The following is a 17268-nucleotide window of genomic DNA, read 5'->3' on the forward strand; positions in this document are numbered from 1 at the left end:
CGCTGGATGCGGGGCGGGTGCGGGTTCGGACGCTGACGCTGCCCGACACGTACCAGGACCACGACAGCCCGGAGAAGATGTACGCCGAGGCCGGCCTCGACGCGCACACCATCGTCAGGACCGCCCTCGATACCCTGCCGGAGCGCAAGGAGGGTCGGTCGCGGCTGCGGCTCGCCTGATCGAAGAGGACTTCTGCGCGGGACGCTCCGCGCGGCGGCTCCGCATTCTCACCCGCCGGCACCGCGGCTTGCCGCTTCGCCGGTTCGATGACACAAGCGCGGCCGGCCATCCCCGGCCGCGCCGAGAGACGGTAACCCTCAAGAACCGTGATGGCAGAGGCCACAACCCCCGGCTTTCCCGAGGTCGGCCCCGTGCTGATCACCGGTGCGAGCGGCTTTCTCGGCTCGGCCCTGGTCGACGTGTTCCGTCGCGCCGGCTTCCCGGTGCGCATCCTCGTGCGCGCGTCGAGTCCGCGCCGGAACCTGACCTGGACCGATGTCGAGATCGCCGAGGGCGACATGCGCGATCCGGCCGCTGTGGCGGCGGCGATGCGTGATCAGCGCTACCTGATCCACGCCGCAGCCGATTACCGGCTGTGGGCACCCGATATGGAAGAAATCGTCCGCACCAACCGCGACGGCACGCGCCTGATGATGCGCGCTGCTCTGCAGGCGGGCATCGAGCGGGTCGTCTACACGTCGAGCGTCGCGACCATCAAGCCGCCGGCCGATGGCGTGACGCCCTCCGACGAGACCATGCCGCTGACGCCCGAGACCGCCATCGGCGCCTACAAGCGCAGCAAGGTCGTGGCCGAGCGCGTGGTCGAAGAGATGGTGGCCCGGGACGGGCTGAAGGCCGTCATCGTCAATCCCTCGACGCCGATCGGCCCGCGCGACGTGAAGCCGACGCCGACGGGGCGGATCATCCAAGAGGCGGCGCTCGGCAAGATGCCCGCCTTCGTCGATACCGGTCTCAACCTCGCCCACGTGGACGACGTGGCGTACGGGCACCTGTTGGCGCTCCGGAAGGGGCGCATCGGCGAGCGATACATCCTGGGTGGCGAGGACGTGTTCCTGTCGCAGATGCTCGCCGACATCGCCGGCATGGTCGGGCGCAAGCCCCCGACCGTGAACCTGCCGCGGGCGGTGGTCTATCCGGTCGCGGTCTTCGCGCAGCTCGCCGCGCGGGTCACCGGGAAACAACCCTTCGCGACGATCGACGGCATCCGCATGTCGCGCTACCGCATGTTCTTTTCCGATCGCAAGGCCCGCGCGGAGCTCGGCTACACGGCCCGGCCCTATCGCGAGGGCCTGTCGGACGCGATCGCATGGTTCCGGGAGGCCGGGTATCTCGCATGAGCACCCTCGACACTGCCACCGCGGCCCGCTCCGGCAAGGGGCACCGCGACGAGAACTTTCCGGTCGCCTCGCACCTGATCCATCCGCAGCACCGCGGTGCGATCCTGGCCTTCTACAACTTCGTCCGCGCCGGCGATGACGTGGCTGACCACGCGGAGCTGTCGCCGGAGCGCAAGATCGAGCTCCTCGACCGGCTGGCGGAGGCGCTGACCGGGGCCGGCCCGGTCGATCCGGAGGCCGCGCCGCTGAAGCGCGAGCTGGCGGCCCGGGTCCTTCCGCCCCGCCACGCCCTCGAATTGCTCGAGGCGTTCCGGATGGACGCCCGGAAGAACCGCTACGCGACCTGGGACGAGTTGATCCACTATTGCCGCTATTCGGCGATGCCGGTGGGGCGCTTCGTCCTCGACGTCCACGGCGAGGATCCGGTACGGGTCTGGGGTCCGTCCGACTCGGTCTGTGCCGCGTTGCAGGTGATCAACCATCTCCAGGATTGCGGCAAGGATTTTGCCGCCCTCGACCGGGTCTACCTGCCGCAGGACATCCTGGACCGGCATGGCGCCACGGTGGCGATGCTGGGCGAGGCCAAGGCGGCACCGCAGCTCCTGGCGGTGATCCGCGAGCTGGCTCAGAACTGCCTCGACATGCTCGACGAGGGCGCGATCCTGCCGGATCTGATCGACGATCTGCGCCTCTCGATGGAGATCGCCGCGATCCACCGCCTCGCGGTCGTCCTCGCCCGGGGCCTGCTGGAGCGCGATCCGCTCTCTGAGAAGGTCCACCACAGCAAGCGTGCTTTCGCGCTCACGGCGCTCGGCGGGGTCGCCGCCACGCTGATGCGCCGCCCCCTCCGGTATCGGACCGTGCGGGCCGCCGCCCGTGGGACGCGCGCGCAGGCCGATCGTTCGTCTCCGGCGAGTCGCTCGTCGCAGGGAAGCCGCCCGTGAGCGCCACCGCGACGCCTGCCCCGGCCGGAACGGAGACGGCCCCGGCGCTCCCGGCTGCCGGTTCTTCCTTCTACACGGCCATGCGCCTGCTGCCGAAGGAGCGGCGGGAGGCCATGTACGCGGTCTACGCCTTCTGCCGGGCGGTGGACGACGTTGCCGATGACGGCGGCACCCGGCCGGTCCGGCAGGCCGAGCTCGACCGCTGGCGGGCCGATATCGACGGGCTCTATGCCGGACGTCCGGTGCCGCGGGTGCGCGACCTCGTCGAGCCGGTACGCCGCTTCGGCCTGAAGCGTGAGGATTTCCAGGCGGTCATCGACGGCATGGCGATGGACGCGATGGAGGACATCGTCGCCCCCGATGCGGAGACCCTTGATCTCTACTGCGACCGGGTCGCGAGCGCGGTGGGGCGCCTGTCGGTGCGGATCTTCGGCATGCCGGAGGCGGATGGGATCGGGCTCGCGTGGCACGAGGGGCGGGCTCTTCAGCTCACCAACATCCTGCGCGACATCGACGAGGACGCCGAGCGCGGCCGTCTCTACCTGCCCCGCGAGAAGCTTGAGGCGATCGGGCTCACCGATCCGACGCCGGTCCAGGCGATCAGCCATCCCCGCATCGGCGAAGTCTGCATGTCCCTCGCCCGCGAGGCCGAGGAGCACTACCAAGCGACCTGGGAGATCATCCGACGCAGCCCCCGCAAGGCCACCAAGGCGGCCCGGCTGATGGCGGCGGCCTATCATCTCTACTTGAAGGCCGTGCTCGAACGCGGCTGGGCCATGCCCCGGGCCCGGGTGAAGCCCGGCAAGCTCGCGCTGCTCGGCGTCGTCCTCCGCCACGGCGTGATTTGATGGGCACGATTCACGTCGTCGGGGCCGGTCTCGCCGGCCTGTCCGCGGCCGTCGCGCTGGCCGAAACCGGCGCGCGGGTCGTGCTGCACGAGGCGGCGAAGCAGGCGGGCGGGCGCTGCCGCTCCTACTACGATCCGGCCCTCGGCCTGACCCTCGACAACGGCAACCATCTGCTGCTCTCCGGCAATGCCGATGCCCTGGGCTTCCTCAAGACGGTCGGCGCACCCGCGGACGCGCTTGTCGGGCCCGACGCTGCGGAGTTCGATTTCGCCGATCTCGCGACCGGTGAGCGCTGGCGCCTGCGTCCCAACGACGGCCGGCTGCCCTGGTGGGTGATGAGCCCATCGCGCCGTGTTCCCGGCACGAAGGCGCGCGACTACCTTGCCCCGCTCGGGATCCTGCGGGCGGCCTCCGGTAAGGCGGAGGGGGCGGGCGGCACCATCGGGGCCCACATGGAGTGCACGGGCGACCTCTACCGGCGGCTCTGGCACCCGGTGCTGCTCGCCGCCCTCAACACCGAGCCGCGCGACAGCGATGTCGGGCTCGCGGCCCGGATCCTGCGCGAGACCCTGGGAGCGGGCGGCAAGGCCTGTCGGCCGCTGGTGGCGGTGGAGGGCCTGTCCTACGCCTTCGTCGACCCGGCCCTGCGCTACCTCACGGCCCGCGGCTGCGAGATCCGGCTGGGCCGGCGCCTGCGCGGCCTCGATCTGGCGGAGGGCCGCGTCGCCCAGCTTCAATTCTCGGACGGCGCCGAGGCGCTCGGCCCCGAAGACGGGATCGTGCTGGCCCTGCCGCCCTGGGTGGCTCGCGAGGTGTTGCCCGGTCTCCTCGCCCCGGTGGAATTCCGCTCCATCGTCAACGCGCATTTCAAGCTGGTCCCGAAGCCCGGGAGCCCGCTGGTGCTGGGTGTCGTCAATAGCCTCACGGAGTGGCTGTTCGCCTATCCGGACCGGTATTCGGTGACGATCAGCGGTGCCGACAGGCTCCTCGATGTGCCTCGGGAGGATCTCGCTCGCCAGATCTGGTCCGAGATCGCACAGTTGTGTGATCTTGCACCGGAACTGCCTAGCTGGCAGATCGTAAAGGAGAAGCGTGCCACCTTCGCGGCGACGCCGGCGGAAGCCGCGCGGCGCCCGGGGGCTGAAACCGCCTACGACAATCTCGTCCTGGCAGGCGACTGGACCGCCACAGGTCTGCCGTCGACGATCGAGGGAGCGATCCGCTCGGGCAAGACGGCCGCACGCGCTTTGCGCGTTGGATCGGTCGCGCGCTCCGGAACCCCGGCGCGCGGCGCAGCTTGAGGAATTGCGTCCGCCGGGAGGTGGGTGCTCAAGGTCGAGGACGATGAGAGAGGCCGTAAGCAAAGTCGAGCCGCTGCAGCGCTCGAAGACGCAAGGGATCTCGCTGGACGATGTCGAGCGCGGCATCGCGCAGGCGACGCGCGCCCTCGCGACATTGGCCCACGACGACGGGCACATCTGCTTCGAACTCGAGGCCGATGCCACGATCCCGTCCGAATATATCCTGTTCCACCAGTTCCGCGGCACGCAGATCCGCGACGGCCTCGAGGCCAAGATCGGCCATTACCTGCGCCGCACCCAGGGCCGTCACGGCGGCTGGGCCCTCGTCCACGAGGGGCCGTTCGACATGAGCTGCACCGTCAAGGCGTATTTCGCGCTCAAGATGATCGGCGACGACATCGAGGCGCCGCACATGCGCCGGGCGCGCGAGGGCATCCTGTCCCGCGGCGGCGCGGCCAACGCCAACGTGTTCACCCGGTTCATGCTGGCCCTCTATGGCGAGGTGCCGTGGCGCGCCGTGCCGGTGATGCCTGTCGAGGTGATGTTCCTGCCGAAGTGGTTCCCGTTCCACCTCGACAAGATCAGCTACTGGGCCCGCACCACCGTGGTGCCGCTGTTCGTGCTCCAGGCGACCAAGCCCCGGGCGCGCAACCCGCGCGGCATCAGCGTGCAGGAGTTGTTCGTCACGCCGCCGGAGAGCGTCCGCTCCTGGCCGGGCTCGCCCCACGCCACATGGCCCTGGACGCCGATCTTCGGCTTCATCGACCGGATCCTGCAGTCGGTCGAGAACCACCTGCCGCGCAAGAGCCGGCAACGCGCCATGGAGATGGCCCGCGCTTGGGTCAGCGAGCGTTTGAACGGCGAGGACGGGCTGGGCGCCATCTTCCCCGCCATGGTTAACTCAGTTCTGATGTACGAGGTGATGGGCTATCGTCCCGATCACCCGCAGGTTCGCGTCGCCTGCGACGCCATCGAGAAGCTCGTGGTCGAGAAGGCCGACGAGGCCTATGTCCAACCCTGCGTCTCGCCGGTCTGGGACACGGCTCTGGCGAGCCACGCCCTGCTCGAAGCCGGCAGCCCCGAGGCCGAGGCCCAGGCCCGCGCTGGGCTCGATTGGCTGAAGCCCCGCCAGGTGCTCGACATCGTCGGGGACTGGGCGGCGCGCAAGCCGAAGGTCCGGCCCGGCGGTTGGGCGTTCCAGTACGCCAACCCGCATTATCCCGATCTCGACGACACCGCCGTGGTGGTGATGGCGATGGATCGGGCGATGCACCAGCACGGGCTGGTCGTCGGCATGCCTGATTACAAGGTCGCGATCGCCCGTGCCCGGGAATGGGTCGAGGGCTTGCAGTCCGAGGATGGCGGTTGGGCGGCGTTCGACGCCGACAACAACCACATGTACCTCAATCACATCCCGTTCTCGGATCACGGCGCGCTGCTCGATCCGCCGACCGCGGACGTGACCGCCCGTGTGGTCGGCATGCTGGCCCAGCTCGGCGAGACCCGTGCGACCTCCCGGGCTCTGGACCGCGGCGTGAACTACCTCCTGAACGATCAGGAAGAGGACGGCTCCTGGTACGGCCGATGGGGCATGAATTTCATCTATGGGACGTGGTCGGTGCTGTGCGCGCTGAACGCGGCCAGGGTGGATTCGGCCGACCCGCGGATCCAGCGGGCGGTCTCCTGGCTGATCCGAATCCAGAACCCGGATGGCGGCTGGGGCGAGGACGCCTCCTCGTACAAGATCGATCCGGCCTTCGAGCCGGGCTCGTCCACGGCCTCGCAGACCGCGTGGGCGTTGCTGGCTCTGATGGCGGCCGGCGCGGTCGACGATCCGGCCGTGACGCGGGGCATCAATTTCCTGACCCGTACGCAGGGCGCGGACGGGTTCTGGAAGGAAGAGCGCTACACCGCCACCGGCTTCCCGCGGGTATTCTACCTGCGGTATCATGGCTACCCGAAGTTCTTCCCGCTTTGGGCGATGGCGCGTTACCGCAACCTCAAGCGTACCAACAGTCGGCGCGTCCAGTTCGGTATGTGATGCGACGGGGCCGGTTCGGACGGGCTGGCCCCACTTTCCACCGGATCGCAGCGCGTTCGGCCGTCCCGGTGACCGACCTGCGAGCCCCGGTATCCGACACGTGGCCTCTTCAGACAGCGACCGAGCGGGGTCGGGCGAGCCCGGTTCACAGCAGGACCAACCTGCTGTCGTGCCGCGGCGTTCACGCCTGCTTGCGGACCTCGCCGGACTGGTCCACCAGCGGACCATGATCGACCCCACTGCACCCGTCCTGGCCGTCACAGGCCTCGCCCGCGAGCGCCGCATGGCAGCCGGGGATGGAGTCGAGGCTGTGGGCGCCGGCGGAAACCCGCACCGGCTTCGTCAACTTCTCGACGCACGCGTGCCGCCGGGTTGCCGGGCGGTGGTGAGCTTTGGCATTGCGGGCGGCCTCGATCCCTCGCTCAAGCCGGGCGATGTGGTGGTGGGCACCGGCGTCGTCGGCGAGGAGGGGCGGCGGGCAGCCGATCTCGATCTCTCGGCCACGCTCCTCAACCTCCTGTCCGGAGTCGGGCCGCGGGTCATCCCGTCCGATCTGGCCGGGGTCGATGCGGCCATCCTCGCCGTCGATGGCAAGACCGATCTGCGCGCCAGGACGGGTGCGGCGGCCGTCGACATGGAATCCCACGTGGCGGCGGCCTTCGCCGGGCGGCACGGTCTGCCTTTCGCCGCGGTGCGGGTGATCTGCGATCCCGCCGGCCAGGCGCTGCCGGCTTTCGCCGCCGAGGCCCTTACCGCCGACGGCGAGCCCGACATCGCCGCGGTGTTCTTCGCCTTCGCCCGGGGCAGGGCGCGGTTGGGCGATCTGATGCGCCTCGCCAAGGATTCGAACGCGGCCTTCGCGGCGCTCGGCCGGTGCCGGACACGGCTCGGACCTGGGCTTGGTGTTCCCGTCAACGGTGAAGCCCGGTCTGGCTGACGGCTTCGGCGCGTCTTCCGGGCGAGTCGGCCGGCTCAAAAAAGAGGCGCGGGACCATACGGCCCGCGCCAGTCGGAGGTCACCATGAGACGGCGCGAGGCGGACAGCCCCACGCCGGGAGGAACCGACTTCAGCCAGCGTTCTTGCTGAGCGAGACCGCGACGAAGCGGGTCTGGCCCTTGCCGCTCTTCACCCGCATAAGCACGGCCTTGCGTCCGCTCGACTCGGCGGCCCGGATCTGCGCGGCTACGTCCGAGGGACGGGACACGCTCTGGCCGCCGACATCGAGGATCACGTCGCCGGCCTCGATGCCCTTGGCGGCGGCCGGCCCGTCGGGATCGACCTGGACCACGGCGACACCCTGATCGGACAGACCGACATCACCGGCCGGGGCGAGCTGGAGACCGAGCCGGGGCTGGCCGTTCGTCGAGTCGTCGTCACTGCGGCTCGCCACCTTGGTGCCGTCGGTCGGCATGGTGCCGAGCGTCACGGTGGCGGTGTCGGACTTGCCGCCGCGCAGGTAGCTCAGTTCGACCTTGGCGCCAGGCTTCATGCCGGCGATCCTGCGCGACAGCTCACGGGCGCTGTCCACGGTGTCGCCGTTGACCTTCTCGATCACGTCGCCGGCCTTCAGGCCGGCCTTGGCCGCCGGAGTGCCGTTCTCGGCATGGTCGACGAGCGCGCCCTTGGCCTTGTCGAGGCCCAGACCCTCGGCGATGTCCTGCGTCACCGGCTGGATCTGCACGCCGAGATAGCCGCGGGCGACCTTGCCGTCCGTGCGGAGCTGATCGACCACCGCCTGCACGGTCTCGGCCGGGATCGCGAAGGCGAGGCCGACGCTGCCGCCCGAGGGCGACGCGATGGCGGTGTTCATGCCGACCACCTCGCCGTTGACGTTGAAGGTCGGGCCGCCCGAATTGCCCTTGTTGATCGGGGCGTCGATCTGCAGGAAATCGTCGTAAGGACCGGCGCCGATATCGCGGCCGCGGGCCGAGACGATGCCGGCGGTCACAGTGCCGCCGAGGCCGAACGGGTTGCCGATTGCCACCACCCAGTCACCCACCTGCGGTGCGGCCTTGCCGAACTGCACGTACGGGAAGCTGGAGCCCTCCGTGATCTTCAGCAGCGCCACATCGGTCTTGGCATCCTTGCCGATCACCTTCGCGTCGAGGGTGCGGCCGTCATCCAGCGTGACCTGCACCGTCTTGGCATGGTCGACCACGTGGTTGTTGGTCACCACGTAGCCATCGGCCGAGATGATGAAGCCGGAACCGACCGCGCCGCGCGGGCCCTGGTGCTGGGGCTGCATGCCGCCGCCGCCAGGGCCATTCTGGCCGAAGCGCTTGAAGAACTCGCGCAGCTGCGGCGGCACGTTCTGGAGGTTGCGGCCCTGGTTCGGCCCGTCCTCGTCGTCGCTGCTGCTGCTCGCGGAATCGTCGAGCTTGACCTTCACCGAGACCACGCCCGGCTTCACCTTGTTGACGATGCCGGCAAACGAGCCCGGCGGATGCTCAGGAGCCTCGATCGGCGACTTGGGAAGCGCCTGGGCGTAGGCCGGGGTGGCAGTCGGCAGGTATCCGCTGCCCAGCGCACCGCCGGCGATCAACGCGGCGGCAGCCACCGAGGCAAGGGCGCGGCGCGAGGTGCGGCCGGAAGGACGGGTCTCGGTCATGGGGAGTCTCAACCTCTCGGGAATGATCGGGACGACGCCGGTTCAGGCGACGGTCGAGCAATCGGTCTACAGGGAGGCCCCTGACCCGGGCGTGGCGGTCACATTACGGTTTGGACAGGTCGGTGGGTCCCTCGGCACCTGCCGGTAGGACGGACGTCGCCGGTGATCTCAGCGGGTCGCCCGGTAACCCAGTCCGAGCCGGTTGCTTACGGCAGACGGGCGGCAGTCGCGCGCCAAGATCCGGCATCGGCTTCGCGGCTTCGCGCATCGGCCATGATCACGCATCCGGTCGTCGGCGCGGTCCTGCTGTGGCTGTCGGATCGCTGCCGCTGAGCAGGTTGATGCGCCGGGACACCTCGCGCTGAATGAGCGCCCGTAGAGCCTCGTGCACGAGGTTCGATGTGTTGCGGATGTCGGTAAACCGCCGAGCGTCCTCAACGAGCTTGTCATCGAGCGTGATCGTCGTGCGCATGCCAACCTCGTGCGCGGCATCAGCGATTGCATCCGGTCACGCGATCGCAGATGTCCTGCTCTCGACCTCATGCTGAAGTTCTGGAGCGCGGCGAAGGCCTCCAGGGAGACCCCCATGGGTTGAGCGGCCGGCTGAAGCCTTCCTTCAATCCCCGCTCAGCCGCGCGAGCGCCTCCTCGATCTTGGCGAGCAACGCCGCCTGGGTCTCCCGCCGCTCGCGGTTCTCCTCGATGATATCCTCGGGGGCCCGGGCGACGAAATCGGCATTGCCGAGCTTGGCGTCCACCTTCTTGATCTCGCCTTGGGCCTTCGCTTGTTCCTTCCTGAGGCGCGCAACCTCGGCGGCGAGGTCGACGACGCCCTCCAGCGGCAGCGCGGCGACGCTGCCACGCACCATCAACTGGACTGAGTTCTTCGGGGGCGCATCCGCGAAGGTGATCTCGGACAGGCGCGCGAGGCGCAGCAGCGTGTCCCGCCACGCCTCGACCCGGGACCGAACAGCCGAATCTGAGCTGACCATCACCAGGGGGATCTGCGCGGCGGCCGGCACGTTCGTCTCGGAGCGGGCCGAGCGGACCTGCGTGACGAGATCGACCACGAAGCCGACCTCGGCCTCGGCCGCCGCGTCGGCGAGGCCGCCGAGGTCCGGCCACGACGCGAGGGTCAGGAGGCCGCGCTCGGGCTGGTCGGCCCCCTTGATCGCCCACAATTCCTCCGTGAGGAACGGCATGAACGGGTGCAGGAGCTTGGCGACCTGATCGATCAGGAACGCAACGCTCGCCTGCGTTTCCGTCCGGACGGCCGGATCGACGCTTTCGCCCTGGAGGACGGGCTTCGCGAGTTCGAGATACCAATCGCAGAAGATGTTCCAGACGAACCGGTAGGCCGCGCCCGCCGCATCGTTGAAACGGAAGGCTTCCAGCGCCGCCGCCACCTCGTCGACCGCCCGGGCGGCCTCGGTGAGCGCCCAGCGGTTGATCGCGCCCGTGGCGGCGCGCGGGTCGAAGGCCGGATCCAGGCGGCAGCCATTCAGCTCGGCGAAGCGGGCGGCGTTCCAGAGCTTGGTGGTGAAGTTGCGGTAATCCTTGACCCTGTCCTCCGACAGCTTGATGTCGCGGCCCTGGACGGCCAGCGCGCAGAGCGTGAAGCGCAGGGCGTCCGCCCCCATCTTCTCGATGAGTTCGAGGGGATCGACGACGTTGCCCTTGGATTTCGACATCTTCGCACCCGACGCGTCCCGCACCAGGGTGTGCAGGTAGACCGTGTCGAACGGCGCCCGGTCGGTGAGGTGCAGGCCCATCATCATCATCCGGGCGACCCAGAAGAACAGGATATCCTTGCCGGTCACCAGGGTGTTGGTCGGGTAGTAGCGGGCGAGTTCCGGGGTCTTGTCCGGCCAGCCCAGCGTCGAGAACGGCCAGAGCGCCGACGAGAACCACGTGTCGAGCACATCCTCGTCGCGGGTGAGCGCAACCGGCCGGCCGCGCATCGCCGCGGCCTCGGCCAGCGCCTCGTCCTCGCTCTCGGCGACGAAGATGCCGCCCGCCTCGTCGTACCAGACCGGGATCTGATGGCCCCACCAGAGCTGGCGCGAGATGCACCAGGGCTCGATGTTGGTCAGCCACTGGAAGAAGATCTTCTCGTGGTTCTCGGGCAGGAACTTGGTCTGCCCGTCGCGCACCGCCTGGAGCGCGCGCTCGGCCAGCGGCTTGACGTTCACGTACCACTGGTCGGTGAGATACGGCTCGATCACCACGCCCGAACGGTCGCCGTGCGGGACCGCGTGGGTATTCGGCTCGATCGTGCGCAGGCGCTCGCGCGCCTCCATCAACGCGACCACGGCCTTACGGGCCTGCGCCCGGTCGAGGCCGTGCAACGCGAGGGCTTCCGGCTCGGGCGATGCCCCGTCGAGGAAGGCCGCGTTGCCGTCCAGTAGCATTTTGCCCTCGGGGTCGAGGACGTTGATCAGGCCGAGATCGTGCCGCCGGCCGACCTCGAAGTCGTTGAAATCGTGGGCCGGGGTGATCTTGACCGCGCCGGTGCCCTTCTCGGGGTCGGAATAGTCGTCGGCGACGATCGGGATCAGCCGGCCGACCAGCGGCAGGCGCACGCGCTTGCCGACCAGCGCCGTGTAGCGCGCGTCCTCGGGATGGACCGCGACACCGGTATCGCCCAGCATCGTCTCGGGGCGGGTGGTCGCCACCGTGATGATGGCGCCGGTCTCGTGGCCGGACTCGTCCACCACCGGGTAGTCGAAGTGCCAGAGATGGCCCTTCACCTCGACCTGCTGGACCTCAAGGTCCGAGATCGCGGTCTGGAATTTCGGGTCCCAGTTCACCAGCCGCTTGTCGCGGTAGATCAGGCCCTGCCGGTGCAGGTCCACGAAGGTCTTGAGCACGGCGCGGCTCAGGCCCTCGTCCATGGTGAAGCGCTCGCGCGACCAGTCGCAGGAGGCGCCGAGACGCTTCAACTGGTTGACGATGGCGCCGCCGGATTCAGCCTTCCAGGTCCAGACCTTCTCGACGAAGGCGGCGCGGCCGATCTCGCGGCGGCCGGGCTCCTGGGCCTGCGCCATCCGCCGCTCGACCACCATCTGGGTGGCGATGCCGGCATGGTCTGTCCCGGGTTGCCAGAGCACGTCCTTGCCGCGCATGCGCTCGAAGCGGCAGAGCACGTCCTGCAGGGTGTTGTTGAGGGCGTGGCCCATATGCAGCGAGCCCGTCACGTTCGGCGGCGGGATCACGATGCAGTAGGGGGGCGCACCGGCGCGCTCGGACCGGCCGGCGCGGAAGGCGCCCGCCTCTTCCCAGGCGGCGGAGATCCGCGCCTCGACGGAGGCGGGCTCGAAGGTCTTGTCCATCATCGCGGGTACGGGCGGGCGCTTGTCCAAACGGGGTCGGTCCCGCTTTCGACCGTCACGCCGCTCCCGTCAACACGTAGTCCGGCGTGACACTCAGCGGCCGCGCGAGACCCGCTCGATCTCGGCCCGCACGAGGCGCTCGACCACGGCCGGCAGGTTGTCGTCGAGCCAGGATTTCAGCATCGGCCGGAGCATCTCCTTGACGAGATCCTCCAGGGTCCGGGCGTTCTGGGTCAGGACGGTGTGGGCAAGCAGGTTGAAGGCGCCGCTCACGCTGGCATCCGTCGACGGTGAGACCAGGGCCTCCGGCTCGAAAGCCGGCTCCGGCTCCGGCTCGCGCGGTCGTGCCGCGGCCTGAACTGCCGGCTGCGGCGGGGCCGCCGGCGGCGGCACGGGCGCAGCCGCGACCGGCTTGGGTTCCGGTTTGGGCTCTGGCTCGAAGGCCGGCGCGTCGAAGTCGATCGCGTCGAAATCGAGCGGCTCGGGCTCCGGCGCGACGGCGCGGGGGCGCACCACCGGCTGGGCGACCTCGGCGAGGTCGAGCACGTCGTCGGGCTCCGGCTCGGGCAAGGCTTCGGCGGGTTTGGTCGCCTGATCGTCGGCGATGATCCGCCGGATCGAGGCGAGGATCTCCTCCATCGAAGGCTCCTGCCCCTTATCGGCAGCCTTGTCCTGGAATTTCGTGTCCGGGATCTTGGGGCTAGCTGCACTCATCGGCAGGCGCACTCGGCATGGGAGACTGGAACGCGACCGGATTGGGTCGATGTTCAATCAGTATTCCATGCCGTTTCGTCGCGGCAAGCGTGGTTTCACCACACTCCCGTGAAAAGGCGTCAGCGGCCGTCCGGAGTGCGCAGGCCGAACCACAGGTCCTTGACCTGATCGTAGTGGACCTTGGCGCTGTAGTACTCGACCGGCAGGGCGGTGAACCGGGCCGTCAGCTGTCCGATCGCCTGAACCACCCCGTAGGAGTAGATCACGCGGTCGCGCTGGGCGAGGATCAGGTTCACGCGCGAGTTCAGGAGCTCCTGCTGCGCGTTCAGCACGTCGAGGGTGGTGCGCTGGCCGACCCGGGCTTCCTCGCGCACGCCGTTCAGCGCCACTTCGTTGGCCTGGACCTGCGCCTGGGCGGCGATGACCTGCGCCTTTGCGGCTTCGAGCAGGCCCCAGAAGCTGACGATCTGCGCCCGAACCTGGTCACGGACCTGATCGACCAGAATGCGGGTCTGGCCGACCGTCTCCTTTGCCTGCCGGATCTGCGCGTAGGTCTGGCCGCCCTCGTAGATCGGGATGTTGAGCCGCCCGCCGACGAAACCGACGAAGTAGGACTGGTTCGGGCCGGTCTGATCGTAGATCTGGCTCAGCGAGCCCTGAAGGCTCAGGTTCGGCGCGAGCTGGCCCTCGAGAACCTTGACCTGCGCCTCGGCCGCATCGACGGCGTGAATGGCCGAAACGATCTGCGGATGCTCGCGCAGGCCGATGGCGATGGCCGCATCCAGCGAGGCCGGCACGAACCGGTCCAGCGGCCGGCCGGGCGCGAGCTGCCGCGGCTCGACGCCGATGTTCTGCCGATAGATGCCGATGCTGGTGCGCAGGGTCGATTCAGCCGTGCTGACCTGTGAACGAGCCCCGGCGAGGCGGGCCTCGGCCTGCGCCACGTCCGTGCGGGTCACCTCGCCGACGTTGAACCGGTCCCGGGTCTGCCGCAGCTGCTCCTCCAGAACTTCGACGTTGTTCCGGTTGAGTTCGAGCGTCGCCGTGTTGCTCAGCACGTTCATGTAGGCCTGAACGGCATTGTAGAGCACGGTCAGCTCGGTGAAGCGCAGGGTCTCGCGCTGGCTGTAGACGTTCGATTCGGCGCGGCGTGTCTGGTTGTCGGTCTGGAAGCCGTTGAAGATCGTCTGTGAGACGGTCAGGCTCGCCGTGGTCGGGAGATAGGTCGTCCGAACCGTCCTGCTCGACGTGATCGACTGCGCGGTGGTCGCGGTCGAGGCCTCGGCGCCGCCCACCCCGCCGGCTCCGGTCGCGGACGTCCCGCTCGTTCCGGTGCTGGTGGTTCCGATGCCGGTCGATGTGCCGACGCCCGTGGTTCCCGTCGATGTCCCGAGGCCGGTTGTTCCGACGCCGGATGTTACACCCGAGGTCCCGGCGGTCGCCGTCGTCGCGCCCGTCGCGGCCGCACCGGCCGCCGCCGCCGCCGTGCTGGAACTGCGGGTCTGAAGGTACTGGACGCCGATCGTCGCGCCGACATTCACCTGCGGCCGATACCCGGATTGGGCGATGGCCACGTTCTCATCGATCGCGCGCACCCCGGCGCGGCCGGCATTGAGGGTCGGGTTACCCTGATAGGCTTTCGCGAGGGCGCTCTCCAACGTCTCGGCGGTGGCCGGGGCCGCTGCAGAGATCGCGAGCCCGGACGCCATCATTCCGATCGCGCGGAACGTGGAGCGAGTCGCTGGCGGACGTCGTGTCACGATGAACAAGCCCTTCCGGCCTTTTCCGATCCGAATATGTGCGACGAAAACAGCCAAGGTAAGGCAGTCCGTTGGTATCCGATCAAGCCCGCCCCACGGTCACGCTTAGCGCAAATTCGTTGCTTTGGCTTGCGCCGACCGGCCGGGCGAGTCGGAATGTACGGCGGTTGGGGCATTAAGGTGACACATCGCCCAACCGCCCGGAGAGGCTGACGGGGGCGACCCGCGGGACTCGCGTCGGGCTCGGATCCGACGTGCGCGGTTCCCCGGGTTGTGCACGACTCGCTGTGCTGCGACCGGCCCGTTCGAACGCGGCCTCGGCTTTGCGCAGGCTCGGGTCGGTAGTCGTCGGCCGCCGGTTCAGGACGGCACGCGGGACTGATCGCTTCACAGACAATCTCGGCCCGTGATATCGACGTCAAGTCCGAGACACGTGAATTCCAGTCGAAGGCCGCCCCCGGACTGTCATCCATGGGCGGCGCGCGGCGGCCTCTCGGGGCCGCGCTTCGGACTGAGACGGATCGGCTTTCGCGTTGAGGCAGCATGCAGATCGAGCTGATCGGAGTCGTCGCCTTCCTGATCGGGCTCATCAGCTTGGGACGCAGTCCCGGCTTCTCGGTCTACATGGTGTTCCTCAGCACGCTGCTGGGGGCGTCCGCGGCCGCCATCCTGTCGGCGCTGGGCGGGGCCAGCCTGCAGCCGGCCCATCTCATGCTGGCTTTCGTGCTGCTGAAGGTCGGGACGAATCCCTACCGCCTTGCCGACGGCCTGTCCTCCTTGAGCTTCCCGCGGCCGGGGTTCTGGCTCCTGATCACGGTGCTGTACGCGCTGGCCGGCTCGGTGCTGATCACGCGCCTGTTCGCGGGCAGCACGAACGTCTACTCGATCGCCCGCCTGGGCGATGGCGTCCGGATCGCCCTCGTGCCGCTGGTTCCGACGACCGGTAACCTGACGCAGAGCCTGTACTTCGCCTCTGATCTTCTGGCCTACGTCGCGTTCTACGCCTGCTCGCGGGAATTGGGCTCGCGCAGCCTGTCGGTCCTCTGTTCCGCGGCCGTGGTCTGTGCCTTCGCCAATCTGGCCTTCGGGCTGATCGACGTCGCGACCTATCTCACGGGGACCGGAGAACTTTTGTCGTTCCTCAGAAATGCCGGCTACACCATGCTGGTCGAGGTCGAGATGGCCGGCTTCAAGCGGGTGGTCGGCTCCTTCTCCGAAGCCTCCACGTATGGGTCGGCCTCGCTGTTTCTGTTCACCTTCACCGGGAAGATGTGGCTCGAAGAGGTGTTCACCCGGCGCGCGGGCCTGGCCGCCGCCGCGTCGCTCATCGCGGTCATCGCGTCGACCTCGACGACCGCCTATGCCGGCTTGGCCATCGTCGTGACCTTCGAGTACCTGAATTGCCTGTACATGCTGGTCATCCACCGGAGATCGACCCGCAACGCGACGCTGTTCCTGTTCCTCGGCCCGTTCGTCGTCGCGTTCCTCGTGATGCTCGGCGCGCTGCAGGAATCGGTCTGGGATGCCGTCCAGAACATCTATCAAGCGGCGTTCTCGGAAAAGCTGACCTCCGATTCCGGCATCGAGCGAAGCTCTTGGAACTACCAGGGGCTGCAGAACCTCTTCGAGACGAACGGGCTCGGCGTCGGTGTCGGCAGCACCCGGACATCCAGCTGGCCGCTCGCGGTGCTGGCGAGCCTCGGGATCATCGGCACGGTCACGTATTTCGCGTTCGTGCTCCTGTTCTTCTTCGCCCGTCCCTCCAAAGATGACCGGACGCGGAGCTTCCAGAAGAGCATCCGCTTGGCCTGCATCTGTCAGGTGGTCCTGGGTTCGATCGGATCTCCGTTCGTCGACCTTGGCTTGTTGTTCTTCATGTGTGCCGGCATGTCGATGGCCGTCAGCGAGAGCGAGAAGAGCGCCTCCGTGGCGCGGGCGCAGATGCTGGCGGGGAGCGTGCCGGCGGAGTGAGGCCGCTTGCGGTCGATGCGGTCGGCTCCTGACTCTGTGCGCGGGGTGCGAACGCGGCCAGAGGCACGCCTCGCTCACGGATGTTGCGCCGGCTTGGGTGGCTGTGCTGCGCTCACGCTGACGGTCCGAGATGCCGGCCTCCTCGACATGCGTGTCATCGTCCCCGCGCGCTCGTCGCGCCGGGGGCATGGCCCAAGAGAGACAACACGAGGGACGCGGGACGCCGCGGGAACCCAGGTGTCGGCCAAGTACGCGCGGGATCCGGTCCCCGCGGCGCCCGCGGCATCGACCGGGCATGGTCCCCGGCCGGTGCCGTCTTTCTCGTCGCGGCGTCTTGTCGACGTCCCGGTCCTGCGACTCCCCGTTAGCGGTCTCGGGCAGGGTGCACGCA

Annotated in this window: 12 protein-coding genes; 7 read left to right on the forward strand and 5 right to left on the reverse strand. The window is 68.8% G+C overall.

From position 1 onward, the window contains the following. Positions 1–329 precede the first annotated feature (329 nt). The 6 genes from hpnA to MKK63_RS29625 all read left to right on the forward strand — a co-directional run bounded on the left by hpnA (position 330) and on the right by MKK63_RS29625 (position 7429). Positions 330–1358 carry a hopanoid-associated sugar epimerase gene (gene hpnA, locus MKK63_RS29600; protein WP_244007878.1) on the forward strand — a complete coding sequence of 343 codons (1029 nt, stop codon included), beginning with the start codon at positions 330–332 and terminating at the stop codon, positions 1356–1358. After that, positions 1355–2302, forward strand: a complete 948-nt coding sequence (hpnC, locus tag MKK63_RS29605) for a squalene synthase HpnC (RefSeq protein WP_244007880.1) — start codon at positions 1355–1357, stop codon at positions 2300–2302. Before hpnA ends, hpnC begins: the two co-directional genes overlap by 4 nt. After that, positions 2299–3150 carry a presqualene diphosphate synthase HpnD gene (gene hpnD / locus MKK63_RS29610; RefSeq protein WP_244007882.1) on the forward strand — a complete coding sequence of 284 codons (852 nt, stop codon included), beginning with the start codon at positions 2299–2301 and terminating at the stop codon, positions 3148–3150. Before hpnC ends, hpnD begins: the two co-directional genes overlap by 4 nt. Next, positions 3150–4451 (forward strand): hydroxysqualene dehydroxylase HpnE, encoded by a 1302-nt coding sequence (gene hpnE / locus MKK63_RS29615; protein ID WP_244007884.1) that lies wholly within the window; start codon positions 3150–3152, stop codon positions 4449–4451. The genes hpnD and hpnE overlap by 1 nt, the downstream gene beginning before the upstream one ends. A 43-nt stretch (positions 4452–4494) precedes the next feature. Further along, the gene (gene shc, locus MKK63_RS29620; protein WP_244007886.1) at positions 4495–6492 is read left to right on the forward strand and encodes a squalene--hopene cyclase; all 1998 of its coding nucleotides are present in this window, start codon (positions 4495–4497) and stop codon (positions 6490–6492) included. 226 nt (positions 6493–6718) lie between these two features. Next, a complete protein-coding gene (locus tag MKK63_RS29625) occupies positions 6719–7429 on the forward strand; it encodes a phosphorylase (protein ID WP_244007898.1) in 711 nt (236 codons plus the stop codon). A 130-nt stretch (positions 7430–7559) separates the two neighbouring features. On the opposite strand, the gene MKK63_RS29630 is transcribed toward MKK63_RS29625, so the two are convergent. The 5 genes from MKK63_RS29630 to MKK63_RS29650 form a co-directional block, all read right to left on the reverse strand. Beyond that, positions 7560–9101: a Do family serine endopeptidase gene (locus MKK63_RS29630; RefSeq protein WP_244007888.1), complete on the reverse strand. Its 1542-nt coding sequence runs from the start codon at positions 9099–9101 to the stop codon at positions 7560–7562. Positions 9102–9378: 277 nt separating this feature from the next. Continuing rightward, the gene (locus tag MKK63_RS29635; protein WP_244007890.1) at positions 9379–9573 is read right to left on the reverse strand and encodes a type II toxin-antitoxin system VapB family antitoxin; all 195 of its coding nucleotides are present in this window, start codon (positions 9571–9573) and stop codon (positions 9379–9381) included. 144 nt (positions 9574–9717) lie between these two features. Continuing rightward, positions 9718–12435 (reverse strand): valine--tRNA ligase, encoded by a 2718-nt coding sequence (locus MKK63_RS29640; protein ID WP_244007900.1) that lies wholly within the window; start codon positions 12433–12435, stop codon positions 9718–9720. Positions 12436–12525: 90 nt separating this feature from the next. Continuing rightward, positions 12526–13146: a PopZ family protein gene (locus MKK63_RS29645; protein ID WP_244007892.1), complete on the reverse strand. Its 621-nt coding sequence runs from the start codon at positions 13144–13146 to the stop codon at positions 12526–12528. A 119-nt stretch (positions 13147–13265) separates the two neighbouring features. Continuing rightward, positions 13266–14855 (reverse strand): TolC family outer membrane protein, encoded by a 1590-nt coding sequence (locus MKK63_RS29650; protein ID WP_244007894.1) that lies wholly within the window; start codon positions 14853–14855, stop codon positions 13266–13268. A 594-nt stretch (positions 14856–15449) separates the two neighbouring features. On the opposite strand from MKK63_RS29650, the gene MKK63_RS29655 reads away from it, so the two are divergent. After that, positions 15450–16877 carry a hypothetical protein gene (locus MKK63_RS29655; RefSeq protein WP_244007896.1) on the forward strand — a complete coding sequence of 476 codons (1428 nt, stop codon included), beginning with the start codon at positions 15450–15452 and terminating at the stop codon, positions 16875–16877. The last annotated feature ends 391 nt before the right edge of the window (positions 16878–17268 follow it).

The organism is Methylobacterium sp. J-088, assembly GCF_022829295.1.
Classification (GTDB): domain Bacteria; phylum Pseudomonadota; class Alphaproteobacteria; order Rhizobiales; family Beijerinckiaceae; genus Methylobacterium.

Excerpts from the sequence above, each read along its gene's own strand:
- MKK63_RS29625 (WP_244007898.1), top strand. The coding sequence starts at position 6,719 with ATGATCGACCCCACTGCACCCGTCCTGGCCGTCACAGGCCTCGCCCGC.
- MKK63_RS29635 (WP_244007890.1), bottom strand. The coding sequence starts at position 9,573 with ATGCGCACGACGATCACGCTCGATGACAAGCTCGTTGAGGACGCTCGG.
- MKK63_RS29630 (WP_244007888.1), bottom strand. The coding sequence starts at position 9,101 with ATGACCGAGACCCGTCCTTCCGGCCGCACCTCGCGCCGCGCCCTTGCC.
- MKK63_RS29650 (WP_244007894.1), bottom strand. The coding sequence starts at position 14,855 with ATGGCGTCCGGGCTCGCGATCTCTGCAGCGGCCCCGGCCACCGCCGAG.
- MKK63_RS29645 (WP_244007892.1), bottom strand. The coding sequence starts at position 13,146 with ATGAGTGCAGCTAGCCCCAAGATCCCGGACACGAAATTCCAGGACAAG.
- hpnE (WP_244007884.1), top strand. The coding sequence starts at position 3,150 with ATGGGCACGATTCACGTCGTCGGGGCCGGTCTCGCCGGCCTGTCCGCG.
- hpnA (WP_244007878.1), top strand. The coding sequence starts at position 330 with ATGGCAGAGGCCACAACCCCCGGCTTTCCCGAGGTCGGCCCCGTGCTG.
- shc (WP_244007886.1), top strand. The coding sequence starts at position 4,495 with ATGAGAGAGGCCGTAAGCAAAGTCGAGCCGCTGCAGCGCTCGAAGACG.
- MKK63_RS29640 (WP_244007900.1), bottom strand. The coding sequence starts at position 12,435 with ATGATGGACAAGACCTTCGAGCCCGCCTCCGTCGAGGCGCGGATCTCC.
- hpnC (WP_244007880.1), top strand. The coding sequence starts at position 1,355 with ATGAGCACCCTCGACACTGCCACCGCGGCCCGCTCCGGCAAGGGGCAC.
- MKK63_RS29655 (WP_244007896.1), top strand. The coding sequence starts at position 15,450 with ATGCAGATCGAGCTGATCGGAGTCGTCGCCTTCCTGATCGGGCTCATC.